This is a genomic window from Pseudonocardia ammonioxydans (assembly GCF_900115005.1).
GTDB classification, from domain to species: domain Bacteria; phylum Actinomycetota; class Actinomycetes; order Mycobacteriales; family Pseudonocardiaceae; genus Pseudonocardia; species Pseudonocardia ammonioxydans.
Genome location: NZ_FOUY01000001.1, coordinates 446494 through 472874, shown reverse-complemented (window position 1 = coordinate 472874; position 26381 = coordinate 446494). Strand labels below are relative to the sequence as shown.

General features: G+C 74.8%; 24 protein-coding genes. 12 read left to right on the top strand and 12 right to left on the bottom strand.

The window, feature by feature from the left end; all coding sequences use genetic code 11:
* Nucleotides 1–13: 13 nt before the first annotated feature.
* From BM093_RS02190 to BM093_RS02170, 5 genes are read right to left on the bottom strand one after another with little or no spacing between them, the layout of a single operon-like run.
* Nucleotides 14–1471: an MmgE/PrpD family protein gene (locus BM093_RS02190; protein WP_093336297.1), complete on the bottom strand. Its 1458-nt coding sequence runs from the start codon at nt 1469–1471 to the stop codon at nt 14–16.
* The gene (locus BM093_RS02185) at nt 1468–2298 is read right to left on the bottom strand and encodes a cyclase family protein (RefSeq protein ID WP_093336294.1); all 831 of its coding nucleotides are present in this window, start codon (nt 2296–2298) and stop codon (nt 1468–1470) included. Before BM093_RS02185 ends, BM093_RS02190 begins: the two co-directional genes overlap by 4 nt.
* Nucleotides 2295–3170, bottom strand: coding sequence for an HpcH/HpaI aldolase/citrate lyase family protein (locus BM093_RS02180; RefSeq protein WP_093336289.1), 876 nt, complete (start codon nt 3168–3170; stop codon nt 2295–2297). The genes BM093_RS02185 and BM093_RS02180 overlap by 4 nt, the downstream gene beginning before the upstream one ends.
* Nucleotides 3167–4363 (bottom strand): CaiB/BaiF CoA transferase family protein, encoded by a 1197-nt coding sequence (locus BM093_RS02175; RefSeq protein ID WP_093336286.1) that lies wholly within the window; start codon nt 4361–4363, stop codon nt 3167–3169. Before BM093_RS02175 ends, BM093_RS02180 begins: the two co-directional genes overlap by 4 nt.
* Nucleotides 4364–4389: 26 nt before the next feature.
* A complete protein-coding gene (locus BM093_RS02170) occupies nt 4390–5193 on the bottom strand; it encodes an IclR family transcriptional regulator (protein WP_177238220.1) in 804 nt (267 codons plus the stop codon).
* Nucleotides 5194–5395: 202 nt separating this feature from the next.
* Between BM093_RS02170 and BM093_RS02165 the strand changes: the two genes are divergently transcribed.
* Together BM093_RS02165 and BM093_RS02160 are read left to right on the top strand one after the other, a co-directional pair.
* Nucleotides 5396–6790, top strand: coding sequence for an FAD-dependent oxidoreductase (locus BM093_RS02165; protein WP_093336282.1), 1395 nt, complete (start codon nt 5396–5398; stop codon nt 6788–6790).
* A complete protein-coding gene (locus BM093_RS02160; RefSeq protein ID WP_093336279.1) occupies nt 6787–8253 on the top strand; it encodes a dihydroorotase in 1467 nt (488 codons plus the stop codon). The genes BM093_RS02165 and BM093_RS02160 overlap by 4 nt, the downstream gene beginning before the upstream one ends.
* A gap of 79 nt (nt 8254–8332) precedes the next feature.
* On the opposite strand, the gene BM093_RS02155 is transcribed toward BM093_RS02160, so the two are convergent.
* The 3 genes from BM093_RS02155 to BM093_RS02145 all read right to left on the bottom strand — a co-directional run bounded on the left by BM093_RS02155 (nt 8333) and on the right by BM093_RS02145 (nt 11714).
* Nucleotides 8333–8992 carry an HAD family hydrolase gene (locus BM093_RS02155; protein ID WP_093336277.1) on the bottom strand — a complete coding sequence of 220 codons (660 nt, stop codon included), beginning with the start codon at nt 8990–8992 and terminating at the stop codon, nt 8333–8335.
* A gap of 28 nt (nt 8993–9020) precedes the next feature.
* Nucleotides 9021–10292 carry a hypothetical protein gene (locus tag BM093_RS02150; protein WP_093336274.1) on the bottom strand — a complete coding sequence of 424 codons (1272 nt, stop codon included), beginning with the start codon at nt 10290–10292 and terminating at the stop codon, nt 9021–9023.
* A 66-nt stretch (nt 10293–10358) separates the two neighbouring features.
* A complete protein-coding gene (locus BM093_RS02145) occupies nt 10359–11714 on the bottom strand; it encodes an MFS transporter (protein WP_093336272.1) in 1356 nt (451 codons plus the stop codon).
* A 175-nt stretch (nt 11715–11889) separates the two neighbouring features.
* Here BM093_RS02145 and BM093_RS02140 point away from each other — a divergent pair, with 175 nt between their 5' ends.
* A complete protein-coding gene (locus BM093_RS02140) occupies nt 11890–13128 on the top strand; it encodes a M20 family metallo-hydrolase (protein WP_093336269.1) in 1239 nt (412 codons plus the stop codon).
* A 23-nt stretch (nt 13129–13151) separates the two neighbouring features.
* Nucleotides 13152–14279: a helix-turn-helix domain-containing protein gene (locus tag BM093_RS02135; protein WP_143105223.1), complete on the top strand. Its 1128-nt coding sequence runs from the start codon at nt 13152–13154 to the stop codon at nt 14277–14279.
* Here BM093_RS02135 and BM093_RS02130 read toward each other — a convergent pair.
* A complete protein-coding gene (locus BM093_RS02130; protein WP_093336262.1) occupies nt 14269–14835 on the bottom strand; it encodes a TetR/AcrR family transcriptional regulator in 567 nt (188 codons plus the stop codon). The genes BM093_RS02135 and BM093_RS02130 overlap by 11 nt on opposite strands.
* A gap of 103 nt (nt 14836–14938) precedes the next feature.
* On the opposite strand from BM093_RS02130, the gene BM093_RS02125 reads away from it, so the two are divergent.
* Both BM093_RS02125 and BM093_RS02120 read left to right on the top strand, forming a co-directional pair.
* Nucleotides 14939–16129 (top strand): acyl-CoA dehydrogenase family protein, encoded by a 1191-nt coding sequence (locus tag BM093_RS02125; protein WP_093336259.1) that lies wholly within the window; start codon nt 14939–14941, stop codon nt 16127–16129.
* A complete protein-coding gene (locus tag BM093_RS02120) occupies nt 16126–17133 on the top strand; it encodes a phosphotransferase family protein (protein ID WP_093336256.1) in 1008 nt (335 codons plus the stop codon). The genes BM093_RS02125 and BM093_RS02120 overlap by 4 nt, the downstream gene beginning before the upstream one ends.
* A 13-nt stretch (nt 17134–17146) precedes the next feature.
* On the opposite strand, the gene BM093_RS02115 is transcribed toward BM093_RS02120, so the two are convergent.
* The 3 genes from BM093_RS02115 to BM093_RS02105 all read right to left on the bottom strand — a co-directional run bounded on the left by BM093_RS02115 (nt 17147) and on the right by BM093_RS02105 (nt 19411).
* A complete protein-coding gene (locus tag BM093_RS02115) occupies nt 17147–18091 on the bottom strand; it encodes an aldo/keto reductase (RefSeq protein WP_093336254.1) in 945 nt (314 codons plus the stop codon).
* 162 nt (nt 18092–18253) lie between these two features.
* Complete coding sequence (locus BM093_RS02110) at nt 18254–18694, bottom strand: CBS domain-containing protein (RefSeq protein WP_177238219.1); 441 nt, start codon at nt 18692–18694, stop codon at nt 18254–18256.
* A gap of 105 nt (nt 18695–18799) precedes the next feature.
* Complete coding sequence (locus tag BM093_RS02105; protein WP_245773239.1) at nt 18800–19411, bottom strand: carboxymuconolactone decarboxylase family protein; 612 nt, start codon at nt 19409–19411, stop codon at nt 18800–18802.
* Between the two features lie 25 nt (nt 19412–19436).
* Between BM093_RS02105 and BM093_RS02100 the strand changes: the two genes are divergently transcribed.
* From BM093_RS02100 to hppD, 6 genes are all read left to right on the top strand, one after another.
* The gene (locus BM093_RS02100; RefSeq protein ID WP_245773238.1) at nt 19437–19973 is read left to right on the top strand and encodes a MarR family winged helix-turn-helix transcriptional regulator; all 537 of its coding nucleotides are present in this window, start codon (nt 19437–19439) and stop codon (nt 19971–19973) included.
* A 250-nt stretch (nt 19974–20223) separates the two neighbouring features.
* Nucleotides 20224–21129, top strand: a complete 906-nt coding sequence (locus BM093_RS02095) for an MBL fold metallo-hydrolase (protein WP_093336624.1) — start codon at nt 20224–20226, stop codon at nt 21127–21129.
* A 1-nt stretch (nt 21130) separates the two neighbouring features.
* Complete coding sequence (locus tag BM093_RS02090; protein WP_245773237.1) at nt 21131–22729, top strand: FAD-dependent monooxygenase; 1599 nt, start codon at nt 21131–21133, stop codon at nt 22727–22729.
* Nucleotides 22704–23903: a homogentisate 1,2-dioxygenase gene (locus BM093_RS02085; protein WP_093336245.1), complete on the top strand. Its 1200-nt coding sequence runs from the start codon at nt 22704–22706 to the stop codon at nt 23901–23903. Before BM093_RS02090 ends, BM093_RS02085 begins: the two co-directional genes overlap by 26 nt.
* 188 nt (nt 23904–24091) lie before the next feature.
* Nucleotides 24092–25168 (top strand): Glu/Leu/Phe/Val dehydrogenase family protein, encoded by a 1077-nt coding sequence (locus BM093_RS02080; protein ID WP_093336243.1) that lies wholly within the window; start codon nt 24092–24094, stop codon nt 25166–25168.
* Nucleotides 25165–26361, top strand: coding sequence for a 4-hydroxyphenylpyruvate dioxygenase (gene hppD, locus BM093_RS02075; RefSeq protein ID WP_093336241.1), 1197 nt, complete (start codon nt 25165–25167; stop codon nt 26359–26361). The genes BM093_RS02080 and hppD overlap by 4 nt, the downstream gene beginning before the upstream one ends.
* The last annotated feature ends 20 nt before the right edge of the window (nt 26362–26381 follow it).

Sequence of the window (26381 nt, the reverse complement as noted above, 5' to 3'; positions counted from 1 at the left end):
ATGTTGTTTCCGGTTACGGCGAGGAAACAATCTCAGAATTGTTTCCCTGGGCGGAACGAATGGTCGCGTCCTGGATTCCGGCCATCACCTCGGCGACCGGCCGGTCGGCCCGCAGGTCCCACAGCGTCCCGACGATCCCGGCCGCCTGCTCCGGGCCCACGACCCGCTCGGCGTTGCCGGTGAACTTCGCGGCGAGCTCGTCGGCCGACAGCGGCCGTGCCGGTCCGCCCCGGTTCGCGCTCACCCGCTCGGTCACCGAGCTGCCGTCGGTGAGCTCGGCGGTGAGCACGGCCGGGAACTGGCGCGGGAAGCCGGCCGTCGCCTCGTCGTCGGCGACGACCCGCACCCGTCCGGCGAGGTCGAGGCGCGCCGGGTCGGCGGCCACGGCGTCGGTGAAGTCCTCGTGGAACACGCCCAGCCCGCCACCGCCGACCAGTGCCGCGGCCACGGTGTAGGGGCCGGAGAACGCCGCGTGGTAGCCGGAGCGGGGGCGGGCCTTCTCCTCGGCGGGCTCGGCGATCGTCCGCAGCACCGGCGCGGGCACGCCCAGGACCAGCTCCCGCACGTCGCCCGCGGTCACGCCCCGGGCCCGCAGGGCCAGCGCCGCGTCGACCCCGGCGTGGGTGAAGTGGTTGCAGGGGTAGGGCTTGAAGAACACCCCGGGCGTCTCCCAGTGCTCCCCGAGCCCGTCGGTGACCCGCTCCGGGTGCACCCGCTCGCCGCAGAACGCGCGCAGGAAGCCGAACCGGCCCTCGATCACCGTCGGCGGGCCGGTCAGGCCGTGCCGGGCGAGGTCGGCCGCGACGACGCCGGCGTGCGCGGCCCAGCCGCAGTGCACCCGCTTGATCGTCCCGCCGGTGCGGTTGGCCTCGATCACCCCGGCACCCATGCTGGCCGCGATGCCGATGACAGAGGTGAGCCGGTCCGCGTCGAGCCCCTGCAGCATTCCCGAGGCGACGGCCGCGCCGACCGCCCCGCAGATCGCCGTCGCGTGCTGGCCGTGCTCGAAGAAGACCGAGTTGCCCAGCTCCTCGTCGTACCCGGCCATGCCGAGCCGGCAGGTCACCTCGATGCCCATCGCGGCCGCGGCGAGCAGCGCCCGCCCGCCCGCGCCGACCCGCTCGGCCGTGGCCAGCGCCGCCGGGACGACCGCCGCCGACGGGTGCAGCACCGAGGGGAGGTGGGTGTCGTCGAAGTCGAGGCTGTGCGCCAGCGTGCCGTTGACCAGCGCCGCGGACGGCGCCGGCAGCCGCTGCGGCTGCCCGATCGCGGTCGCCGCCGGGGTGCCGCCCCACTCGGCGGTCACCGCCCCGGCGATCCGGGCGGGTTCCTCGCGGGTGGCGGCCAGCGAGTTGCCGACCACGTCGACGATCCGGCGGACCAGGTCGTCGGCGAGGGCGTCGTCGACGCCGTCGGCCGCCAGCCGGGCGCCGACCTCGCCGATCCGCTGCGCGGGGGTGCTGCCGCTCATGCCGGCACCACCGCCAGCGGGCGCACCGGGGCGCCGGTGCCGCCGACGATCCGCAGCGGCGCGAAGATCGCCAGGAACTCCCCCAGCCCGGCCGCCGCCGCGTCCTCCAGCGCGAGGTGCTCGACGATGTGGATGCCGTGCTCGACCAGCAGCACCCGGTGCACCGGCAGCACCCGGTGCCCGGCCCCGGCCGGGATCTGCTCGTAGGCGGTGGTGTCGGATCCGGTCGCCACGATCCCGCGCTCGACCAGCCACTGCGCGCCCTCGACCGTCATCCCGGGTACGCCGGACTCCTTGCCGACGTAGGCGGGTGCATCGGCGAAGAGCCTGCCCCAGCCGGTGCGCACCACGGCCACGTCCCCCGGGCCCGGCTCGGCACCGGCGCGCTCGGCGGCGCGCTGCAGGTCGTCGACGGTCACGCCGTAGCCACCGTCCAGAACATCCACGCTGTGCACGGCCGCGACGTCGAGGAACACCCCGCGAGTGACCATCGGCGGGATGGTCTCGGCCCCGTGCACGGTGTGCTTGCCACCGCGCTGGGACTCGACGGCGTCGGCCCCGCCGTGCAGCAGCCCGTCGTGGCTGACGTGCGCGAGCGCGTCGACGTGGGTGCCGGTGTGCCCGCCGGTCACGATCACCTCGTTGGAGGCGGAGCCGCCGTCCGGGCGGACCGCGTCGCCGTGCCGGCGCTCCAGGGTCATCCGGAAGCCGGGGTGGTTCGGCGAGCCCGCCATCCCGGTGTAGAGCGGGTGGCCGAGCTCGATCACCCGGGTCCCGGCGCGGACGGCGTCGAGCAGGCCGGGGCCCGCGGTGGTGGAGGTGGTCACGAGGTCTCCTTCCCGGCCGTGGCGCGGGCCGGTTCGTGGTGGTCGGGCGGGGTGCCGTGAAGGGAGTCGGCGAGGTCGACGACCCAGCGGGCCCCGGCGACGACGGCGGGGTCGACGAAGCGCCCACGGTCGTCGACCCAGGCGGCGGAGCCCGCGGTGCCGACGGAGTCGAGCAGGGCGCGGGCCTGCGCGACCTCGGCGTCGTCGGGGGTGAAGGCGCGGTGCACCGGCTCGATCTGGCCGGGGTGGATCACCGAGCGGCCGAAGAACCCGGCGTCGCGCAGGGCCGCACTGTCGGCGGTGAGCCCGGCGCGGTCGGCGAGGTCGGTCCAGACGCTGGCGACCGGGCTGGGCAGCCCGGCGGCCCGGTTCGCGGTGACGATCCGGGAGCGGGCCCAGCCGAGCTCGCGGCGGTCCCGGATCCGCAGGTCGGCGGCCAGGTCGGTCTCACCGGGCGAGATGCCGGCCACCAGCGGGTGGCACTCGGCGAGCGCGAACACCCGGCGCAGCCCGCGGGCGCTCTCGATCAGCAGGTGCAGCGGGGCACCGGTGCGCTCGGCCAGCGCCGCGACGGCGGCGGGGTCCTCGGCCTTCGGCACGCGCAGCCCGGCGACGGTCCTACCGGCGAGCGCGGCGGCGTCGGCGTCGGCCCACGGGGTGCCGGCCCCGTTGACCCGCACCCAGACCCGGCCGGGCCGCCCGGCGCACGTCGTCACGGCCGTCGCGCGGGCCTCGTCCTTGTGCGCGGGCGGCACCGCGTCCTCGAGGTCCACGACGACCGCGTCCGCGGGCCCGGCGAGGGCCTTGCCGACCAGGTCGGCGCGGTGCCCGGGCACGTAGAGCCAGCTGCGGACCCGGCCGACGGCCGTCACACGACCCCCTGGGCCCGCAGCTGCTCGAGCTCGTCGGCGCCGACCCCGAGCCCACCCAGGATCTCGGCGGTGTGCGCGCCCAGGCGCGGGCCCGTGCTGCGGACCGAGCCGGGGGTGTCCGAGAGCCGGAACGGGGTGTTCTGGAAGCGCACCGGGCCCAGCTCGTCGTCGTCGATCGTCACGATGCTGCCGAGCGCGTTGAAGTGCGGGTCGGCGAGCACGTCGGCGGCGGTGTAGATCGGCGCGACGGCGGCCTCGGCCTTCTCGAAGGCCTCGACGACCTCGTCGCGGTTGCGGGCGGCGATCCAGGCACCGACGGCGGCGTCGAGCTCCTCGACGTGCTCGGCCCGGCTCGCGCCGCTGGCGAACCACGGCTCGTCGATCAGCTCGGGCGCCCCGACCAGGCGCATCACCCGCTCGGCGATGGACTGGGCGCTGGTGGACACCGCCACCCACTGCCCGTCGGCGCAGCGGTAGGTGTTGCGCGGGGCGTTGTTGGTGGACCGGTTGCCGGTGCGCGGCTGCAGCACGCCGAGCTGGTCGTAGGCGATCAGACCGGGGCCGAGCAGGTGCAGCAGCGGCTCGATGATCGCGGTGTCGAGCACCTGGCCGCGCCCGGTGCTCTCCCGGGCACGCAGCGCGGTCATGATGCCGAAGGCGGTGGTCAGCGCGGCGACCCCGTCGGCCAGGCCGAACGGGGGCAGCGTGGGCGGGCCGTCCGGCTCCCCGGTCATCGCGGCGAACCCGCTCATCGCCTCGGCGAGCGTGCCGAAACCGGGCCGGGTCGCGTACGGGCCGGTCTGGCCGAAGCCGGTCACCCGGGCCAGCACCAGCCGCGGGTTGCGCGCCCGGAGCTCGTCCGGGCCCAGGCCCCAGCGCTCCAGGGTCCCCGGCCGGAAGTTCTCGATCACCACGTCGGCGTCCGCGGCGAGGTCGAGGAACAGCTCCCGCCCGCGCGGGGTCGACAGCACCAGCGTGATCGCCCGCTTGTTGCGGGACAGCATCTTCCACCAGAGCCCGACCCCGTCCTTCTGGGCTCCGTGGGTCCGGGCCGGGTCGCCCCGCGGGTGCTCGATCTTGATCACGTCGGCGCCGTGGTCGCCCAGCAGGGTGGCCGCCAGCGGACCGGCGAACAGGGTGGAGGCGTCGAGGACCTTCAGGCCCTCCAGCGCCGCCGGGTGGTCGTGGCTCATGGGGTCCTTACTCGCGGGGTCCTTACTCACGGGGTCCTTCCGAGGGGGGTGGGGACGGCGCGGGCGGGTGCGACGCCGCCCAGCCGAGCGGTGATCCGGTCGGCGGTCTCGATCAGCTCGGGAGCGGTCGCGGCGACGAACTCGTCGGTGACCCGGAACCGCGGGCCGCACACCGAGACCGCGCCGACCAGGCCGCCGGGGCCGAACACCGGCACGGCGACCGAACCGGCGTCGCCCTGCCGCTCGCCGGCCGAGGCGGCGTAACCGGCTTCCCGGATCCGGGCCAGCTCGGTCCGCAGGGCGTCGGGGTCGGTCGGGGTGGAGGGGGTGAGCGCGGCCAGCTCGCCGCCCAGGACCCGCTCCACCTCGCCGGGGTCGGAGTGGGCGAGCATGCACTTGCCCGACGAGCCGGCGTGCAGCGGGAACCGGCGCCCGAGCTCGACCGACATGGTGATCTCGTGGGTGCCGACGACCTGGTCGAGGTAGACGCGGCCGCCGTGCACCTTCGCGCTGATCGTGACCGTCTCGTGCAGCTGGTCGCGCAGCTCGGCCAGGAACGGCAGGGCCGCCGTCCGCAGGTCGGACTCGCGCAGCGCGCGGCTGCCCAGTGCGGCGGCCGCGGGACCGAGCCGGTACTCCCGGCAGGCCGGGTCGTAGGCGATCAGGCCGCGGCCGGTCAGCGACTGGAGGATGCGGTGGACCACGGCCTTGGACAGGCCGAGCTCGCGCGACACCCGGGTGACGCCGAGGGTGGTCGGACCGTCGGTGAACAGCAGCAACACGTCCGCCACCCGCTCGGTGGCCCCGGTGCCACCGCTCGTCTCCGTCACATCGCCTCCTGCGCCCGGTATGTACCGCCTGACGGAACGAGAATGTGGGTCACACGAGCGCCCGTGTCAAGAAGATGACCGACATCTCTTGCATAAGTGCTGGCAACACTGCTCTTATCGGGAAGCCGAGGGCTTGGCAGTATGTTCCGCCCAAGGGAACAGACTGCGAGAGTCGGGCCGGAAATCCGAACGGGGAGGGACGATGACGACCGATGTCGACCTGGTGGTCGCCGGGGCGGGCGGCGGGCTGACCGCCGCGATCCGGGCCGCCGAGCTCGGACTCGACGTGCTGGTGGTCGACGCCGACCCGAACTTCCGCCGGGGCAACAACACCTCGATGTCGACCGCGATGCTGCCCGGGCCGGGATCGCGCTTCCAGGCCGCCGCCGGCGTCGACGACTCCCCGCAGCGCTTCCTCGACGACATCGCCGCCAAGACCGGCGGGACCGCCGACCCGCGGATCGCCCCGGCACTGGCGCACACCGGAGCCGAGCTCGTCGAGTGGCTCGCCGACCACGTCGGCGTCCCGATCGAGCTGCCGACCGACTTCGGCTACCCCGGGCACTCCGCGCCGCGGGTGCACAGCCTGCCCGGCCGGCACGGCTCGTCGCTGCTGCGTCACCTGCTCGACGCCGTCGAGCGCAGCGACCGCATCGACCTGCTCGTGCCGGCCCGGCTCGTCGCGGTGCGCCCGGAGGCCGGCGGCAGCGTGCGCGCGGTCGTCGAGAACCCGGACGGGGAGCGCGAGGAGATCGCCACCCGGTCGGTGCTGCTGGCCACCAACGGCTACGGCGCCGACACCGGCCTCGTCGGCACCCACCTGCCCGAGATCGCCGGAGCGCACTACCACGGCGGCGAGCACTCCCGCGGCGACGCGCTGCGGATCGGCGCCGAGCTCGGCGCCGCCAGCGGCTACCTCGACGCCTACCAGGGTCACGCCGGCCTCTCGGCCGCCGCGCAGACCCTGGTGACCTGGGCCGCGGTGATGCACGGCGCCGTCGTCGTCGACACCGGCGGCCACCGCTTCGGCGACGAGACCTCCGGCTACTCCGAGTACGCGGCCGTGCTCGCGGCCCGCCCCGGCGGGCGCGGCTGGATGGTGTTCGACGAGCGCATCGACCGGCTCTGCCGGGCCTTCGGCGACTACCAGGACGTCCTCGACGCGGGCGCCGTGCGCACCGCGGACTCCGCCGCCGGGCTGGCCGCGGTCATCGGCGTCCCGGCCGCCGCGCTCGAGGCCGAGCTCGACGCGCTCGCCCGGGTCGCGTCCGGTGAGCGGACCGATCCGTACGGCCGCACCACCGCGACCCCGCTGCAGCCACCGCTGCGCGCCGTCGAGATCGTCCCGGCGCTGTTCCACACCCAGGGCGGCCTGCTCGTCGACGAGCACGCCCGCGTGCTCGACCCGGCCGGGCAGCCGATCCCCGGCCTGTACGCCGCCGGTGGTGCCGCTGCCGGCATCTCCGGCCACGGCGCGGCCGGCTACCTGGCGGGCAACGGCCTGCTGGCCGCGCTCGGCCTCGCCTACCTCGCCGCCGGGCACCTCGCCCGGTCGGCCTCCGCTGTCGACCCCCTCGCCCCGGAAGGTGCCCGATGACCCGACCCGACCTGATCATCCGCGACGTCCGCGTCGTCCGTCCCGGCGGCGGCGAGCCGGTCGCCGCCGACATCGCCGTCACCGACGGCGTCGTGTCCGAGGTCGGGCCCGGTCTGGCCGTCCCCGAGGGTGCCGAGGTGCACGAGGGCCGCGGGCTGCTCGCGTTCCCCGGCGTCGTCGACGCCCACCAGCACTGGGGCATCTACAACCCGCTCTCCGACGACACCGCCACCGAGAGCCGGGCGTGCGCGCAGGGCGGCGTGACGACCTCGCTGACCTACATGCGGACCGGGCAGTACTACCTCAACCGCGGTGGCCCCTACTCCGAGGTGTACCCGGAGGTGCTCGCCGCCGCCGACGGACGGTCCTACGTGGACTACGCCTTCCACCTCGCGCCGATGCAGGCGTCGCACATCGACGAGATCCCGGCGCTGGTCCGCGAGCACGGCGTCACGTCGTTCAAGATCTTCATGTTCTACGGCAGCCACGGCCTGCACGGTCGCTCCAGCGACCAGAACGACTTCCTGATGATCCCCGAGGGCGAGCGCTACGACATCGCCCACTTCGAGTTCGTCATGCGCGGCATCCAGGCCGCCCGTGAGGAGAACCCGGACATCGCCGACCAGATCTCGCTGTCGCTGCACTGCGAGACCGCCGAGATCATGACCGCCTACACCCGGCTGGTCGAGGAGGAGGGCTCGCTGTCGGGCCTGGAGGCCTACAGCGCCTCGCGCCCGCCGCACTCCGAGGGGCTCGCGGTCACCATCGCCTCCTACCTGGCCCACGAGACCGGGCTGCCGACGATCAACCTGCTGCACCTGACGTCGGGCAAGGCGATGGAGGCGGCCATGCTGATGGCGAAGACCTTCCCGCACGTCGACTTCCGCCGCGAGGTCACGATCGGGCACCTGCTCGCCGACGTCACCACCGCCGACGGGGTCGGCGGCAAGGTCAACCCGCCGCTGCGGCCGCGGGCCGACGTCGAGAAGCTCTGGGAGCACCTGCTCGCCGGCGACGTCAGCTGGGTCGTCTCCGACCACGCGTGCTGCCGCGAGGAGAAGAAGTTCGGCGAGCCGGCCGACGACGTGTTCGCCGCGAAGTCCGGGTTCGGCGGCACCGAGTACCTGCTGCCGGGGCTGGTCGGCGAGGGCCGCAAGCGGGGCCTGTCGATGTCGACCGTCGCCGAGCTGGTGTCGACGACCCCGGCCCGCCGCTTCGGGCTGCCGACCAAGGGCGACATCGCCCCCGGCTTCGACGCCGACATCGCGCTCGTCGACCCGGACCGCTCCTTCACCGTCGACCCGGCGCTGTCGGAGTCCACCCAGGAGTACACGCCGTTCCGCGGGATGGAGATCGGCGCGACGGTCGAGACCACGTTCCTGCGCGGGAAGCCGGTCTTCGACAAGGGCAAGGTCGTCGGCGAGCCGACCGGCCGCTACCTGCACCGGCCCACCGGCCGCTGATCCCGGGAGCCGGTTGCACGGGCCCGCCGGCGCAGGCCGGCGGGCCCGATCCACGCCCGGCCCGATGCCGCCGGAGAGCTCAGCCGCGCAGGATCCGCGGGATCGCCGGGCGCAGGTCGGCGGGGGCGTCGAACACCTCGCGGGCGCCGGCGTCGAGCAGCTCGGCGTCGCCGTACCCGCCGGTGCGCACGGCGTAGGCCGGGTGCCCGGCCGCGGCGGCGGCGCGGATGTCCCACACCGAGTCACCGACCACGAACCCCGCCGACCCCGCGGCCCGCGCCAGCGCGACCCGGATCAGCTCCGGGTCGGGTTTGGTGCGCCGGACGTCCTCGCGGGTCAGGCAGTGCGCGGCCAGCTCGCGGCCGCCGAACAGGTCCAGGTAGGCGTCGACGTGCTCGGGTGCCCCCGAGCTGGCCAGCACGACCGTCAGCCCGTAGCCCTCCGTGAGGTCGGTGAGGAACTCGCGGACCCCGGGCAACGGGCGGATCTCGGGCAGCAGCGCGTCGAACTCCTCCTTCCACGCCGCGCGGGCCGCGTCGCCGTGCTCGGCCTCGAACTCGTCACCGGCGACGGCGGGGACCAGCTGGTCCCCGCCCATGCCGACCGCGCGGTGCAGCCGGTGGACCGGGACCGTCCGGCCGAGCCCGTGCAGCGCCCGGGACCAGGCGAGGGCGTGGTGGTAGTTGGTGTCGACGAGCGTCCCGTCGACGTCGATCACCGCGGTGTCCGGTGTGGTCACCCGATCCAGGTACCCGGGTCCGCCCGGTTCATGCCTGCTCCCGGCTGCTCCCGGTGCTGTGTGTCTCCGAGCTGGGCGTCTCCGTGCTGTGTGTCTCCGTGCTGCGCGCGTCCTCCCGGTCCAGCCGGGCGCGGCGCTCCTGCTCACGACGGCTGTAGGCGGCCTGGCGGACGGCCGCGTCGTCGGCGAAGCCGGACCCGAGCGCGCCCGCGACGGTGCCCATCGACGTCGACAGCAGCGCGATCATCACGTAGTCGTCGACCCCGGCCTCGCGCATCAGGGTGGACCCGAGGTAGTGCGGCGGGATCACCAGCACGGCCGCGAAGCCGGCGAGCACGAGCAGGAGCGCGAACATGATCACCACGCCGCAGGCCACGGTGAGCACCGTCGACACGTTCGACAGGATCGTCTCCTCGCGCAGCGACCGGTTGCGACGGGTCTCCCAGAGGCTGTTGTCGATGATCAGCCAGGCGGTCATGCCCGCCAGCGCGATCAGGGCGACGACCACCTGGCGCCAGGTCCCGATGGCCGTCGCGAGCTGCCAGATGTTCGAGTAGAAGATGCCGAACGCCGCACCCGCCGCGGCGGCGGCGATCGCGGGGGACAGGCTCGGCACCAGCCGCCACGGCCGGTTCGCCCGCACCATCCCGGCCAGCAGGCGCAGCCGGCCGCGCATCCCGGTCAGCGCGAGCCGGACGTCCACCTCGTCCTCGACGCCGGCGGTGCCGGACTCGTCGCTGCCCTCGGCGCTCGCGCTGCCGGAGTCGCTGCCGGAGTCGTTACCGGCGTCGTCGTTCCCGGCGTCCTCGCTGCCCGGGTCGAGGCGGGTGAGCGAGCCGGCGCTGCCGGCGTCGGTGTCCTCGTGCGGCCGGGTGCCGTCGGCCGGGGCGAACAGGTCCCGGCTCAGGAGCCGGACGACCGTGTCGCGGCAGCGCCGGTACTGGTTCCACCCGCCGAGGGCGGGCAGCGACACCAGGCCGACCCCGTGCCCGGTCCCGGCGTCGGCGACGACCGGGTCGGCGCCGGCCCGCCGGGGCAGGTCGGTGATCAGCACGACGGCGTCGACCTCCTCCTTCTCCCGGATCCGGTCGCCGATCTCGAGCATCGGCAGCGCGCCCTGTGCGTCGAGCGAGATCGGCTCGTCGCAGATCCGCACCTCCCAGGAACCGGCCCCGCGGCGGGCCAGTTCGGACGGGAGGTCGCGGACGAGCCGGTGGGCCAGCTCGGTGGGCAGGCCGGGGTCGGCGACGAGGGCGAGGACGGTTCCGGTGGGGGAGCCGGCGTCGGACGAGTCGGTCACGGCGCGGGACGTTAGGTGCAGCCGAGGTGCCGGCGCATCTCGAAGGGGTGTGCGCGGCCCGCCCGGTCAGGTCCGCGCGGCGACCCGGTCCCCGGCGGCGAAGAACCGCGGCGCCACCGCCCCGCTCCCGGCCGTCACCAGTGCGATCCCGGCGAGCAGCAGGGCCGGCAGCACCGAGCTCCCGCCGCCCGCGGCGAGCAGCGCGGTCGCGACCAGCGGGACGAACCCGGAGACCACCCCGGCCAGGTTCGCCGACAGCGCGACCCCGGAGTAGCGCAGGTGCGGCGGGAACAGCTCGGACAGCAGCGCCCCGGACACGGCGTAGGGGACCGACAGCAGCGCGGTCGCCACCGTCACCCCGATGATCACTGCGGCCGCGGACCGGCTGTCGATCAGCCAGAACGCCGGGAACGCCACCAGCGCCGACGCGACACCACCGGCGACCGTCACCCGCCAGGCCCCGAAGCGCTCGGCGAGCCGGCCGCCGAGGATCAGCACGCCGATCTCGACGACCGCCGCGACCAGCGTGGCGCCCAGCATCAGCGAGCGGGGCAGGTCGAGCCGGCTGGTCCCGTAGCTGATGACGAACGTGGTGATCAGGTAGAACCCGCCGACGCCGAGCAGGGTCGTCCCGGCGCCGACCGCGAGCTGCGGCCACGCCCGCACCAGCACCTCGCGGACCGGGGACGACGCCCGCGCGTCCTCGGCCAGCAGCTGCTCGAACAGCGGGGACTCCTCGACCCGCCGGCGCAGCCACACCGCGACCGCCAGCAGCGGGAACGCGGCGAGGAACGGGATCCGCCAGCCCCAGGTGTCGAAGCTCGCCGGCGGGAGCTGGGCGACCGCGAGGAACGCGCCCGAGGACAGCAGTGTGCCGATCGGCGACCCGATCTGCGGCATCGCCGCGTACCGGCCGCGACGCTCCGGCGGCGCGTGCTCCACGGCGAGGGTGATCGCACCGCCCCACTCCCCGCCGACGGCGACCCCCTGCAGCAGCCGCAGCAGCGTGAGCAGCACCGGGGCCGCGATCCCGATCGTCAGGAAGTCCGGCAGCGCACCGATCAGGCCGGTCACGAGCCCGATCATCGTCACGGTGACGATGAGGCAGCGCTTGCGGCCGATCCGGTCGCCAAGATGGCCGAAGACGACCGCGCCCAGCGGGCGGGCCAGGAAGCCGACGGCGAACGAGGCGAAGGCGGCGAGGGTGGAGACGACCGCGTCGTCGGTGGCGAAGTAGAGCCGGTTGAACACCAGCGCGGCCGCGGTGCCGTAGAGGAAGAAGTCGTACCACTCCAGTGCGGTGCCGACGAACGCGCCGAACGCGACCGTGCGGGCGTCGGCGTCGCTCACCGCCACCGCCGACCCGGCTCCCGGGTCACCGGGGCCGCCGTCGACCCGCTCGTCCTTCCGGTCCTCGGCCATGCCGCCTCCCCGGATCGTCGTGTGGGTCGTGCCAGCATCCGGGTCGCGGGCGCCGAGCGGAACGCCCGATCGTCGCGTCCTTCCACGACGAGACTGTGCAGATGCACAGCCACGCTCGTGCAGGCCGTGACGCGTCGCCGATGACCGGCCGGAGCGGACGTGCTGCCATGGGCACATGACCTCCGGCGACTCCTTCCTCAGGGACTTCGCGACGCTGTCGGCGTTCGGGGCGACCGAGCGGGGCGGTGTGCACCGCGAGGCCGCATCGGAGGCGGACGAGGCCCAGCGCCGCTGGTTCGAGCAGCTGCTGGCCGGGCGCGGGTTCACCGTGCGCTACGACCGGATCGGCAACCAGTTCGGGCTCCGGGAGACCGTCCCGGGCGCCCCGTACGTCCTGGTCGGGTCGCATCTGGACAGCCAGCCGCGCGGCGGCCGGTACGACGGCGCCTACGGCGTGCTCGCCGCGGCCCACGCCGTGCACCGGGTGGCCGGCACCGGCGGGACTGCGCTCAACCTCGCCGTCGTCAACTGGTTCAACGAGGAGGGTTCGCGCTTCACGCCGAGCATGTTCGGCAGCGCCGTGTTCACCGGCGCGCTGGACCTGGACACGGCCCGCGACACCACCGACCCGGCGGGCGTACGGGTCGGCGACCGGCTGGCCGCGATGGGGCAGACCGGCACCGAGGCGCCGGTGCTCGCCGACGTCGCCGCGTACGCCGAGATCCACATCGAGCAGGGCCGGGTCCTGGAGGAGACCGGCACGACGATCGGCCTGGTCGCCGATACCTGGGCGGCCCGCAAGTACGACCTGCGGGTGCTGGGCGACCAGTCGCACACCGGCTCCACCCCGATGGCCGACCGGCAGGACGCGCTGCTGGGCGCCGCGCACCTGGTCGTGGCGGCCCGGGCGCTCGCCGACGAGCTGTCCACACCGGACGCGCCGCTGCACACGTCGGTGTCCCGGATGGCGGTCGAGCCGAACAGCCCGGTGACCGTTGCCCGCGAGGCCGTGCTCAACCTGGACCTGCGCAGCCCGGACGAGGACCTGCTCGCCCGGGCCGACGCCACGCTGCACGAGCGGATCCCGGCGATCGAGCGGACCGCCCGGGTCGGGATCGAGGTCGCCGGTGCGCAGCGCTGGGGTGTCCGGCCGTTCCCCGAGGCGGGCGTGGAGCTGGCCCGCCGGGCCGCCGACGAGCTGGGGCTGAGCCACCGGCGGATCTCCACGGTGGCCGGGCACGACTCGGTCCACCTCAACGCGCACGTCCCGACCGTGATGCTGTTCGTCCCGAGCGTCGACGGGATCAGCCACAACGAGGCCGAGCTGACCCGCGACGACGACGCCCTGGCCGGGGTCGAGCTGCTGACCGCGGTCGTGCGCCGGCTCGCGGCCGGTGAACCGGCCGGCGGGTGATCGGGACTGGCAGGCTGACCGCCGTGGACTCCGAGGCGGACCCCGGCGCGGCCTGGACGCGGACGGTCGCGCGGGTGCGGCGCCGGGTGCCGGAGCTGGCCTCGGCGTTCCTCGCCCGCCTCGACACCGACGGGCACTACGCCGTCCAGCCGGTGACCCGCGAGGACCTGCGCGCCACCGCCGAGGCCTCGCTGGCGTTGCTGGTCGACCAGCTCGACCGCACCGACGGGCGGATCGAGCTCGGTGACCTCCCGGACCGGCTCGGCAGGCACCGCGCGCGGCAGGGGGTCGACCTCGACGACCTGGTCCGGGCGGTGCGGCTGGACTTCCCGGTGCTCTGGTCGGCGCTGCTGGAGCACTCCGACGAGCCCGCCGTGCTCGCGCCGCGGGCGGACCGGTTGTGGGCGGTCGTCGACGCCTACGCGCACGAGGTGCACGTCGCGTTCCTCAGCGAGCAGGCGGTGCTCGCCGAGCAGCAGCGCGACGACGAGCGCCGGCTCCTGGACCTGCTGTTCCGGCCCGGCCCGGCGGACGAGCACCGCGAGGCCCGGCTCGCGGCCGGGCTCGGCGTGCGCGCGGACGGGACGTTCACGGTGTGCGCGGCGCTCGCCGACCACGCCGCGACGCTGCGCGGGCGGGCCGCGCGGACCGGCGGTGTCCACCTGCGCGACGTCGAGTTCGGGGTGGCCGCGTTCTGGCCGGCCGGTGCCCCCGGCGCCGCCCGGCTGCGCGAGCGGCTGACCGCGGGCGTCGCCTGCGTCGTCGACGACGACGTGGACGGTCTCGGTGCGGTCCCCGGTGCCGTGTCCGCGGTCGTGCGGATGGCGCACCTGCTCCCGCCGGACGCGGCGGGGCCACGGGAGCCGCGCGCGATGTGGCCGCTGGTGGCCCGCCGGGCGCTCGACGACCACGCCGGGCTGGCCGGCACGCTGCTGGGCGGGCTGGACGCGGCCCGTCCCGGCGAGGTGGCGCAGCTGCGCGCGACCGCACTGGCCTATCTGGACACGGGCAGCGTGTCTGAGGTGGCGGGCGCGCTGTACTGCCACCGCAACACGGTGCTCAACCGGCTGCGCCGGTTCGGCCGGCTCACCGGGCTGGACCTGACCCGCCCGCGGGACGCGGCACTCGCCGTCGTCCTGCTCACCGGATAGCGCCGACGAGGCGCAACGCGAACTCGACCTGCTGCCACGCGACCTGGTTCTCGCTCGGCCCCGAGTCCTCGCGGAACCACACCGCCACGCCCATGCCCAGGTCGAGCAGGGCGAACGAGGCCAGCTGCGGGTCCGTCACCGTGAACGCACCGGCCTCGACGCCGTCGGCGACCAGGGTCCGGAACCGCTGCTCGTACTCGGCCCGCAGGCCCAGGATCTGCGAGCGCCGGGGCTCGGTCAGGCTGCGCAGCTCCCGGGTCCCGACGAAGGCCTCCCGCCGGTGCCGGGCGTGGAACCTCACGTGCGCGTCGACGGCCCGGCGCAGCCGCTCGGTCAGCTCGTCCACACCGGACACCGCGGCGTCGTGCTCGGCCAGCAGCGTGGTCATCGTCGCCTCGATCACCGACGCCAGCAGGTCCTGTTTGGAGCTGACGTGCTTGTAGAGGCTGGGCCCGCGCATGCCGACGGCGGCGCCGATGTCGGCCATCGTCGTCGCCTCGTAGCCGCGCCGGGCGAACTGCTCCAGCGCGGCCGCCCGGATCTCGGCCTCCCGCACGGGGAGCAGTCTATAGCTGTGGGTGTGATCCCGTCGGCATCGGCTTGCACGGACCTGGGGCAATGGAGGCTAATGAGTATTAGCCAACGAGCAAGGGAGAGACATGGCCGTCGACTTCACACCCGCCCCGGAGGTGGCCGAGCTCGCCGAGCGCACGGCCCGCTTCGTCCGCGACACGGTGATCGGGGTGGAGGAGACCCACGACGGTGTCGTCCCGTCCGAGGACGTCCGCCGCGAGCTGCAGGCCGGTGCCCGCGCGGCCGGGGTGTTCGCCCCGCACGCGTCGCCCGAGTTCGGGGGGCACGGCCTGGACATGTGCGGGCGCGCGCCGGTGTTCGAGGAGGCCGGGTACTCGTTGCTCGGCCCGCTCGCGCTCAACATCGCCGCGCCCGACGAGGGCAACGTCCACATGCTCGAGCAGATCGCGACCGAGGAGCAGAAGGCGCGCTACCTGGCGCCGCTCGCGGCCGGGGACATCCGGTCCTGCTTCGCGATGACCGAGCCCGCCCCCGGGGCGGGCTCCGACCCGGACGCGCTGGCCACCACCGCGACCCGGGTGGACGGCGGCTGGCGGATCGACGGCCGCAAGTGGTTCATCACCGGCGCCGACGGTGCGGCGTTCTCGATCGTCATGGCCCGTACCACCGGGGTGCCCGGCGACCGCGGGGGCGCGACCATGTTCCTGGTCGACGCCGGCAACCCGGGCATGACGGTCGGCCGGCACATCCCGACGCTGGACGAGTCGCTCTACGGCGGCCACCTCGAGGTCGAGTTCTCCGACTGCCGGGTCGGCGACGACGCCGTGCTCGGCGAGGTGGACCAGGGCTACCGCTACGCCCAGGTCCGGCTCGGCCCGGCCCGGCTGACGCACTGCATGCGCTGGCTGGGCATCGCCCGCCGCGCCCAGGACATCGCCGTCGCCCGTGCCTCCGAGCGCGAGGTGTTCGGGTCGCGGCTGGCCGACCTGGGCATGGCGCAGGCGATGGTCGCCGACAACGAGATCGACATCCACGCCGCGCGCGGGCTGATCCTGCGTGCCTGCTGGGAGCTCGACCAGGGCCGGAACGGCGGGCTGGAGGTGTCGGTCGCGAAGACCTTCACCGCCGAGGCCGTCTGGCGGGTGGTGGACCGGTCGCTGCAGCTGTGCGGCTCGCTCGGGGTCTCCGGGGACGTGCTGCTGGGCCGGTTCCTGCGCGAGGTGCGCCCGTTCCGGATCTACGACGGGCCCTCCGAGACACACCGCTGGTCGATCGCCCGCCGCGTCGTGGGCCGGGCGGGGAAGGCGGGCCGATGAACCCGGACGGTCTCGACCTCATCGCACTCGACGCCTTCCTGGCCGAGCACGTCGCCGGCTACCGCGGGGGCGTCACCGCCCGGCTGCTCTCCGGCGGCCGCTCCAACCTGACCTACCGGGTCACCGACGGCGAGTCGGTCTGGGTCCTGCGCCGCCCGCCGCTGGGCACGCTGACCCCGAGCGCGCACGACATGGGCCGCGAGTACCGGTTCGTCAGCGCCCTGGCCGGTTCGGGGGTGCCGGTCGCGCCCGCGGTCGCGCTGGCCGACTCCTCGGTGATCGGGGTGCCGTTCGCGCTCACCGGGTTCGTCGACGGCGTGGTGCTGCGCAGCGAGGACGACCTGGCCGCCTACTCCGACGAGAAGGTCCGGGAGACGGCGTTCGCGCTGGTCGACACGCTGGCCGCGCTGCACGCGGTCGACGTCACCACCGGTGCCCTCGCCGGGTCCGGGAAGCCCGCCGGCTACCTGCGCCGCCAGGTCGACCGCTGGTACTCGCAGTGGGAGCGGGTGAAGACCCGCGAGCTCGCCGACATCGAGGCGCTGCACACCCTGCTCGACGCCGGCTGCCCGGCCGAGAGCGACGCGTCGGTCGTGCACGGCGACTTCCGGATCGACAACGCGATCACCGACCCGCAGGACCCGGCGCGGGTGCGCGCGCTCGTCGACTGGGAGATGGCCACGCTCGGCGACCCGCTCGCCGACCTCGCGCTGCACACCGCCTACGGCGACCCGGCCTTCGCGCCGGTCCTGGCCGGGTCGGCGGCGTCGACGAGCCCGCGGATGCCCGGCGCCGACGAGCTCGTCGAGCGCTACGTCGCGGCCTCCGGGCGGGAGCCGCGGGACCGGGCCTTCCACCGGGGGCTGGCCTACTTCAAGATCGCGGTGATCGCCGAGGGGATCCACGAGCGGCACGTCCGCGGCGACACCCGCGGCGAGGGCTTCGCGACCGTGGGGGAGGCGACCGCGCCGCTGGCCGCGGCGGGCCTGCGCGCCGCCCGCTGACCCGGGGCCGTCCTCAGGCGGCGATCCGGTCGACCCGGTCCGGCACCGGGCCGATCCGGCCGGCCCCGCCCGGCACGTCCAGCGCGGCGATCGCGCGGCGCTCGCCCTCGTCCAGGGTGAAGCCGGTCAGGTCCCGGTTCGCCGCGATCCGGGCGGGGTCGTCGGACTTCGGCACCGCGACCGTGCCCTGCTGCAGGTGCCAGCGCAGGACCACGCGGGCCGGGGTGACCCCGTGCCGCTGTGCGATCGCGTGCAGCACCGGTTCGTCGAGCACGGCCCCGCGGCCGAGCGGGCTCCACGCGCCGGTGGCGATGCCGAGCGCGGCGTGCACGTCGCGCAGCTCGCGCTGCTGGTGGTGCGGGTGCAGCTCGACCTGGTTCAGTGCAGGCACGGTGCCGCCGAGCCCGCGCAGCCGCCGCAGGTGCGACGGGCGGAAGTTCGACACCCCGACCGCGCGGGTCAGCCCGTCGGCGAGCAGCTGCTCCATCGCCTCCCAGGTCCGCAGGCAGGGCTCCAGGTCGTCGTTCGGCCAGTGCACGAGCAGCAGGTCGACGTGGTCGAGCCCGAGCCGGTCCAGGCTCTCCTGCGCGGACCGGAGCGCGTCGCCGCGGTCCCGGCCGACGTTCCACACCTTGGTCGTGACGAACACCTCGGCGCGGGCCAGGCCGGACCCGGCGAGTGCCGCGCCGACCTCGGTCTCGTTGTCGTAGACGGCGGCGGTGTCGATGCTGCGGTAGCCCCGGGCGAGGGCCTCGGTGACCGCGGCGCGGGTGTCCCGCGAGCCGGAGACGCCGAAACCGAGGCGGGGCACGGTGACGTCCCCGTGCCGGGTGCCGTTGCGCAGGGCCAGCACGCCGTCGGGGTGCTGGGCGTCGTCGGGGTGCCGGGCGTCGTCGGGATGCAGGGTGTCGTCGGGACGCAGCGTGTCGGAGGAGTGGAGCGTGTCGCCGGGGTGCATCGGCGGGTCCTCCCGTCGTCGGGACCGGGCCGGCGACTCCGGCGTCGCGTGCGGCTGTGGATCGGAGGTGCTGCCCCGTTCAGCGTCCGCACCCGGTCCGGGGATTCCGCGGGTGGGTGGGCTCACGACACAGCGGGTGGGCCCACGGCACAGCGGGTGGGTTCACGGCCGGGCGGCGGCACGCTCGTCGATCCGGGCCTGGATCCCGGCGTCCGAGCAGAATCCGCGCCCGGAGCGCTTCAGGCACAGCAGGCCGACCAGCCGGCCGGCGTCGTCGGCGACGGCGACCCGGCGCCGCCCGGCGGCGGCCATCGCGTCCCAGGTGGCGCGCAGGTCGTCGGCGGGGGCGACGACCCGGTCGCCCAGCGCCCCGGCGGGGGCGGCCGGGGCCCGCTCGTCGCACCCGGCCAGGTCAGCACGCTCGACGACCGCGACGAGCACGCCCTTGTCGACCACCAGCAGGGCGTGCACCTTCGGGTTGCCGAAGAAGGCCCGGGCGTCGGCGACGGTCGTCGCCGGCCCGCAGGTCTTGGGGAAGGTGTGCATCGCACCGGCGACCGAGCGGTCCACGGCGGTGTCCGTCTGGTTGATGACCGTGTCCATCGCCGCCTCCTTCCACGCACCGGGCTGCCGCTCCAGCATCCGCGACGATCGGGGAACGGGCAACGCCGTGCGGGCGCGGGCGGCTGCGCGGCCTGCGCAGGCTGCTCAGCCCGGGCGGAAGACGGCCAGCGCGGTCGCGAGCATCCCGTAGTAGCCGGTCAGCCAGACCAGCGCGGCGAGGGTGTCCCGGCCGAGCGCGGCCAGCGCGGCGGCGTACCGGTCGTCGTCGAGGTCGTGGCCGCTCAGCAGGGCCCGGACGGTGTCGAGGGCGACCCGTTCGGCGTCGTCGAGCCCGTCGGGGACCGCGCCGTCGAGCAGTGCCTGCAGCTGCGGGCCGGACAGGCCGCACTCGCGGGCCAGGTCCTCGTGCGCCGTCCACTCGAACGCGCTGCGGTGGTGCGCGGCGACGGCGAGCACCGCCAGCTCGCGCAGCCGGGGCGGGAGGTCGTCGTCGACGCGCAGGGCCGCCCCGACCTGCTGCACGGCGTCCCCGATCCGCGGCGAGAACAGCATCACGCCGAACGGGCCGAGGAGGCGGTCGCCGTCGTCGACCAGCGGGACCCGGGCCTGGGCCTTCCGCGGGCCGGTGGCGATGCGGGCGTGCAGGGCGGCGCGCTCGTCGTCCAGCCCGGCCGGGTCGAGCGGGACGGTCCGTGGTGGTCCGGACGGCTGCGGGCGGCCGCGCAGCGCCGGCGCGGTCGGGTCGTCGGTCGTCACACCGGCGGAGCCTACGATCGGCGGTGTGTCCACGAGCCCCGATCCCGTGCCGGAGGGGTTCCTGTCGTTCACCGAGGTCGCCCTCGACCGGGCCGGGGAGCGCCTGCCCGGTATCGACCGCTCCGCGATGGCGATGGTGCTGTTGCTGCACCGGGTCGCGTCGGCGATCGTCTACGACCTGGAGTCGACCGTGCACCGCCCGGCCGGCTGGAGCTGGTCGGCGTTCCGGATGCTGTTCACGCTGTGGATCTGCGGCCCGCAGGAGGCGGGCCGGTGCGCGGAGCTGGCCGGGATGAGCCGGGCCGCCGTGTCCAGCTTGGCCAAGACGCTCGAGGCGGCCGGGCTGGTGCAGCGCACCGACGACCCGCGGGACCGGCGCACCGTGGTGCTGAGCCTGACCGCGGACGGGTCGGACCGGCTGGCGGAGACGTTCGGCACGCACAACCGGCGGGAGCGGGACTGGGCGGGCCTGCTCACCGCCGAGGAGGTGGCGACGCTCAACGGGATCCTGGGCAAGCTCGCCGGGGCGGCGCAGGAGCAGGACTGGGTCCGGCGGCGCTGAGCGGAGCTTGCGGAGCGAACATCGACGCCGCCTTCTTCCGGCCCCTGGCGTTCATCGGGTCCGCGTCGTACCGTCCGACTGGTCAAAGGTTTGATCGTCAGGTGTGGTCGTCAGGTGTGGTCGTCTCCGTGGGGAGCCGTCCCCACCGGACGTCCGACCGACCATCTCCGACAGCGTCGTCCGGGAGGGCCCCGTGACCAAGCCGTTCGCCTCGTCCGCCGACACCGTGGCGAAGGAACAGACCCTGGAGATGCTCGCCGACGGCGTCTACGCGCTGACGGCCGAGGGCGACCCGAACATCGGCGCGATCGAGGGCGAGGACTTCCTGGTCTGCTTCGAGGCGCTCGCCACCCCGATCGCCGCCGAGCGGTGGCTGGCGCGGTTGCGCGAGTACACCGACAAGCCGATCCGCTACCTGGTGCTGTCGCACTACCACGCCGTCCGGGTGCTGGGGGCCAGCGCGTTCGGCGCGGAGACGATCGTCGCGCACGAGTCCACCGCGGCCCTGATCGCGGAGCGCGGCCTGCAGGACTGGGCGAGCGAGTTCGCCCGGATGCCCCGCCTGGCCGAGTCCGCCGACTCCGTCCCCGGGCTGACCTGGCCGACCCTGACCTTCGCCGACCGGCTCACCATCGAGCTCGGCGGCGACCGCGGCGAGCTCGTCCTCGCCCACCACGGCCGCGGGCATACCGAGGGCGACATCACGGCCTGGCTGCCCCGCCACCGCATCCTGTTCGCCGGTGACCTGGTCGAGGCGCAGGCCGCGCTCTACACCGGCGACGCGTTCCACCGCGAGTGGGCCACCGACACCCTCGACGCGGTGTCGCAGCTGCGGGCGGAGCAGCTCGTCGGCGGGCGCGGCGCGGTCAGCCGCGGCCGGGCCGGGGTCGAGGCCGCGATCGCCCAGACCCGCACCTTCCTGCAGGTCATGCTCGCCGAGGTCGGTGCGGTGCAGCAGCGCGGCGGCACGCTCGCGGAGGCGTTCGCGGCCACGCACGCCGCCCTGGTCGACGACTACGGGCACTGGCCGATCTTCGAGCACTGCCTGCCGTTCGACGTCTCCCGGCTCTGGGACGAGCTGTCCGGGATCGACCGGCCGGTGATCTGGACGGCCGAACGCGACCAGGAGGTCTGGGCCCAGCTGCAGGGAGCCTGACGTGTGGCCGCACGATCCCGTCGTCGTGATCGGTGCGGGCCCGGTCGGCCAGACGACGGCGTTGCTGCTGGCCCGCTGGGGTGTCCCGTCGGTCGTGCTGGACCGGCGCCCCGAGCGCGACGCCGTGGGGTCGAAGGCGATCTGCCAGCACCGCGACGTGCTCGACGTGTGGGAGGCGGTCGGCGCGGGCCGGCGCATCGCGGAGGAGGGCGTCACCTGGACGACGGCACGGACCTACCACCGCGGGGCGGAGCTGTTCGCGCACACGCTGCCTGCCGCCGGACCCTCGCCGTTCCCGCCGTTCGTCAACATCTCGCAGTGCCGCACCGAGCAGGTGCTCGACGAGTGCATCGCCGCGCAGCCACTGGTCGACCTGCGGTGGGGGCACGAGGTGACCGCGCTGGCTCGGGACGATCAGGGGGTCACCGTCCGGGCGGGCGGCGAGGAGCTGCGTGGCTCGTTCGCCGTGGTCTGCACCGGTGCCCGCAGCGACGTGCTGCGCCGGCTGCTCGGGGTCACCTTCGCCGGGCACAGCTTCGACGACCGCTTCCTGATCTGCGACGTCCGCGCCGATCTCCCGCACTGGGCGACCGAGCGCCGCTTCCACTTCGACCCGGAGTGGAACCCGGGCCGCCAGGTGCTCGTGCACCCCTGCCCGGACTCGACGTTCCGGATCGACTGGCAGGTCCCGTCCGGCTACGACCTCGACGCCGAGACCGCCTCGGGCGCGCTCGACACCCGGATCCGGCGCGTCATCGGCGACGTGCCGTACGAGCTCGTGTGGTCCTCGGTCTACCGCTTCCACTCGCGCGTGGCGGACCGGATGCGGTGCGGGCGGGTGCTGCTGGCCGGGGACGCCGCGCACCTGGTCGCCCCGTTCGGGGCGCGCGGGCTGAACTCCGGCGTCGCCGACGCCGAGAACGCCGCCTGGAAGATCGCCTGGGTCGGGTACGGGCGTGCGCCCGAGTCGTTGCTGGAGAGCTACCACGACGAGCGGCACGCCGCCGCGGTGGAGAACCTCGAGGTCACGACGGCGACGATGAACTTCCTCGTCCCGCCCGACGAGGCCAGGGCCCGCCACCGGGCCGCGGTGCTGGAGCGGGCCGCGACCGACCCCGACGCCCGGGCACTGGTCGACTCCGGGCGGCTGAGCGAGCCGTTCTGGTACGTCGACTCGCCGCTGACCACCCCCGACCCGGAGCGCCCGTTCGCCGGGCGCCCGCCGCGGGGGCAGGCGCCCGCACCCGGACCGGGCGTGCTCGTCCCGGACGGCCCGGTCACCCTGCCCGACGGCACCCGCACCCGGGTCCGCGCCCTCGCCCGGGACGGGTTCCTGCTGCTGGCCGGCGCCGAGGCCGACCTCGACCCGGTGCGGGCCGTCGCCGCCGAGTGGCGCTGCGCGCTCGTGAGTGGTTACCGGGGCCCTGAGCGCGATAACCACTCACGAGCCATGTGGCTCCTCCGGCCGGACGCCCACGTCGCCGCCGTCCTGGCGCGACCGACGCGTGAGAGCCTCGCGAACGCACTGGCCCGCGCCACCGCGCAGGCCGTCCCACCCAGGAGGAGAACCGGAGATGGCGTACTACCGGCGCACCGGTGACGTCCCGCCGAAGCGGCACACCCAGCACCGCCGTCCGGACGGGGCGCTCTACTACGAGGAGCTGATGGGTGAGGAGGGGTTCTCCTCGGACTCGTCGCTGCTCTATCACCGCGGGGTGCCGTCGGCGATCGTGGACGCCTCGCCGTGGGAGCTGCCCGACCAGTCGTTGACCGAGAACCGGCCGTTGGTGCCGCGGCACCTGCGCCTGCACGCGCTGGGTGCGGCGGACTGGAAGGCCGTGGATCCGGTGACCGGTAGGCGGCTGGTGCTGGGCAACGCCGACGTGCGGATCTCCTACGTGGTGGCGGGGGAGTCGAGTCCGCTGTACCGCAACGCGGTCGGGGACGAGGTCGTCTACGTCGAGTCCGGGGCGGCGACGGTGGAGACGGTGTTCGGGGTGCTGGCCGCGCGGCAGGGCGACTACGTGGTGCTGCCGCGCTCGACCACCCACCGGTGGGTGCCGGCCGGGTCGGAGCCGTTGCGGGCGTATGCGATCGAGGCGTCCTCGCACGTCGCCCCGCCCGGGCGTTACCTGTCGCGGTACGGGCAGCTGCTCGAGCACGCCCCGTACTGCGAGCGCGACCTGCACGGGCCGGACGAGCCGCTGCTGGTCGAGGGGACCGACGTCGAGCTGCTGGTCCGTCACCGCGGTGGCGAGCACGGGGTGACCGGCACGCGTTACGTCGTGCCGACGCACCCGTTCGACGTGGTCGGCTGGGACGGCTGCCTGTACCCGTACACGTTCAACGTGGCCGACTTCGAGCCGGTCACCGGCCGGGTGCACCAGCCGCCGCCGGTGCACCAGGTCTTCGCCGGGGAGGGGTTCGTGATCTGCAACTTCGTCCCGCGCAAGGTCGACTACCACCCGCTGGCGGTGCCGGTTCCCTACTACCACTCCAATGTGGACTCGGACGAGGTGATGTTCTACTGCGGCGGGGACTACGAGGCCCGCAAGGGGTCCGGGATCGGGCAGGGGTCGATCAGCCTGCACCCGGGCGGGCACTCGCACGGCCCGCAGCCGGGTGCGGTGGAGCGGGCGCTGGGTGCCGAGTTCTTCGACGAGCTCGCGGTCATGGTCGACACCTTCCGCCCGCTGGCGCTCGGCGAGGGCGGCCTGGCCGCCGAGGACCCCGGGTACGCCTGGACCTGGTCCGGCCGGGGTCCCACGGGGTGACCGCGCTCTCCTGGACAATGTGACCGGATGGACCGGGTCGATCCCGGGCCGGTCTGGGCGCGTGGGCCAGTTCGTGCTGGGCCGGTTGCGCAGGTGAGTCCTGCAGGAGTGTCCTCGTTGTGCATCAGCGGTTCGTCGATCGGCGACGTGCGCAGTGGCACGACGAGAGGCACGACGAGAGGCACGGTATGGCTCTGCCCGAGTGGGACGGTGAACTGACCTCGGTCCGGCACGACCCGGACACCGGGGCGTGGTTCGTGATCGGGGTGCACTCGACGCGGCTCGGGCCCGCGTCCGGCGGCACCCGCGCGATGGTCTACGACGGTGTGGCCGACGCCGTCGCCGACGCCCGCCGCCTGGCCGGGGCGATGACGTCGAAGATGGCCGCGGCCGGCCTGCCCATGGGCGGCGGCAAGTCGGTGATCGCGCTGCCCGCCCCGCGTGCGGAGCTGGACGACGCCACCTGGCACCGGATCCTGCACCGGCACGCCGCGAACCTGAACCTGCTCGGCGGCAACTACACCACCGGCCCGGACGTGGGCACCTCCGCCGCCGACATGGACGTGCTCGCGACCCTGACCCCGCACGTCTTCGGACGTTCCGCCGCGGCGGGCGGGCCCGGCTCGAGCGCCCCGATGACCGCGCTCGGGGTGTTCGCCGCGATCGAGGTCGGCGTCGCCGAGGCGGGTCTCGACGGCGTGGAGGGCCTGCGCGTGCTCGTGCAGGGCCTGGGCGCGGTCGGTGCCGACGTCGCCCGGCTCGCCGCGCGGGCCGGCGGGAAGCTCATCGTCACCGACGTCGACCCGGCCCGCTGCACCGCCGCCGCGGACGAGCTCGGCGCCGAGGTGATCGACACCGGCGACGTGCTCTCCCGCGCGTGCGACGTGCTCGTCCCGTGCGCCACCGGCGGCCTGCTGTCCCCGGCAACGGCCGCGACGGTGCCCTGCACGGTGATCGCCGGGGCGGCGAACAACCTGCTCACCGACGACGCGGCGGCCGAGGTCCTGCGCCGCCGTGGGATCACCTACGCACCGGACTTCGTGGCCAACGCCGGTGGCGCCATCCACCTGGTCGGCCGCGAGGTGCTCGGCTGGGACGCCGCCGAGGTCACCGCCCGCACCCGCGCCGTCGGCGACACCCTCGCCGGGATCTTCGCCGACGCCCGCGCGCACGACATCAGCACCGTCGCGGCCGCCGGACGGGCCGCCGCCCGCACCCTGGCCGACGGCCCCCGCCCGACGAGCACAGCAGGAGCGCAGCGATGAACATCCTCACCGATTCCGAGCGGCTCGCCGAGCTCGATGCCGAGCAGCTGCACCGCCTGGTCGGGCTCGTCGAGCACGACGACGCCCGCGACCCGTTCCCGGTCACCGGCTGGGACGCGGTGGTGTGGGCCGTCGGCAACGCCACCCAGGCCGCGCTGGTGTTCCAGGCCGTGTACGGCATGGAGCTGATCGCCTACTCCGGCCCGGAGACCGGCAACCGCGACCACCAGGCCTACGTGCTGCGCTCGGGCGCGGTCCGGTTCGAGCTGCGCGGCGCGGTCGACCCGGACAGCCCGGTCGCCGACCACCACCGCGCGCACGGCGACGGCGTCGTCGACATCGCCCTCGAGGTACCCGACGTCGACCGCTGCATTGCGCACGCCCGCGCCCAGGGCGCCACCGTGCTCGTGGAGCCGCACGACGAGTCCGACGAGCACGGCACGCTGCGGTCCGCGGCGATCGCCACCTACGGCGAGACCCGGCACACCCTGGTCGACCGGTCCCGCTACACCGGCCCGTACCGGCCCGGCTACGTCGCCCGCAGCTCGACGGTCGTGCGGCCCGAGGCGGCGCCCGTGCGGCTGTTCCAGGCGCTCGACCACGTCGTCGGCAACGTCGAGCTGGGCCGGATGGACGAGTGGGTGGACTTCTACCACCGGATCATGGGCTTCTCGAACATGGCCGAGTTCGTCGGCGACGACATCGCCACCGAGTACTCGGCGCTGATGAGCAAGGTCGTGGCCTCCGGCAACCACCGGGTGAAGTTCCCGCTCAACGAGCCGTCCCCGGGCCGGCGCAAGTCGCAGATCGACGAGTTCCTCGAGTTCCACCGCGGCCCCGGTGCCCAGCACCTGGCGCTGGCCACCGGCGACATCCTCACCACGGTCGACGTGCTGCGCGCCCGCGGCGTGCAGTTCCTCGAGACCCCGGCGGCGTACTACGAGGACCCGGAGCTGCGGGCCCGCATCGGCGAGGTCCGGGTACCGGTCTCCGAGCTGCAGTCGCGCGGGATCCTGGTCGACCGCGACGAGGACGGCTACCTGCTGCAGATCTTCACCAAGCCGCTCGGGGACCGGCCGACGGTGTTCTTCGAGTTCATCGAGCGGCACGGGTCGCTGGGCTTCGGCAAGGGCAACTTCAAGGCCCTGTTCGAGGCCATCGAGCGCGAGCAGGAGCGCCGCGGCAACGTCTGACCGGCCGCCACTCAGCACCC

Bases quoted from the DNA above. Each gene is read 5' to 3' on its own strand.
- BM093_RS02190 (WP_093336297.1), bottom strand. From the start codon at position 1,471: ATGAGCGGCAGCACCCCCGCGCAGCGGATCGGCGAGGTCGGCGCCCGG.
- BM093_RS02175 (WP_093336286.1), bottom strand. From the start codon at position 4,363: ATGAGCCACGACCACCCGGCGGCGCTGGAGGGCCTGAAGGTCCTCGAC.
- BM093_RS02165 (WP_093336282.1), top strand. From the start codon at position 5,396: ATGACGACCGATGTCGACCTGGTGGTCGCCGGGGCGGGCGGCGGGCTG.
- BM093_RS02160 (WP_093336279.1), top strand. From the start codon at position 6,787: ATGACCCGACCCGACCTGATCATCCGCGACGTCCGCGTCGTCCGTCCC.
- BM093_RS02145 (WP_093336272.1), bottom strand. From the start codon at position 11,714: ATGGCCGAGGACCGGAAGGACGAGCGGGTCGACGGCGGCCCCGGTGAC.
- BM093_RS02140 (WP_093336269.1), top strand. From the start codon at position 11,890: ATGACCTCCGGCGACTCCTTCCTCAGGGACTTCGCGACGCTGTCGGCG.
- BM093_RS02125 (WP_093336259.1), top strand. From the start codon at position 14,939: ATGGCCGTCGACTTCACACCCGCCCCGGAGGTGGCCGAGCTCGCCGAG.
- BM093_RS02120 (WP_093336256.1), top strand. From the start codon at position 16,126: ATGAACCCGGACGGTCTCGACCTCATCGCACTCGACGCCTTCCTGGCC.
- BM093_RS02115 (WP_093336254.1), bottom strand. From the start codon at position 18,091: ATGCACCCCGGCGACACGCTCCACTCCTCCGACACGCTGCGTCCCGAC.
- BM093_RS02110 (WP_177238219.1), bottom strand. From the start codon at position 18,694: ATGGACACGGTCATCAACCAGACGGACACCGCCGTGGACCGCTCGGTC.
- BM093_RS02095 (WP_093336624.1), top strand. From the start codon at position 20,224: ATGCTCGCCGACGGCGTCTACGCGCTGACGGCCGAGGGCGACCCGAAC.
- BM093_RS02085 (WP_093336245.1), top strand. From the start codon at position 22,704: ATGGCGTACTACCGGCGCACCGGTGACGTCCCGCCGAAGCGGCACACC.
- BM093_RS02080 (WP_093336243.1), top strand. From the start codon at position 24,092: ATGGCTCTGCCCGAGTGGGACGGTGAACTGACCTCGGTCCGGCACGAC.
- hppD (WP_093336241.1), top strand. From the start codon at position 25,165: ATGAACATCCTCACCGATTCCGAGCGGCTCGCCGAGCTCGATGCCGAG.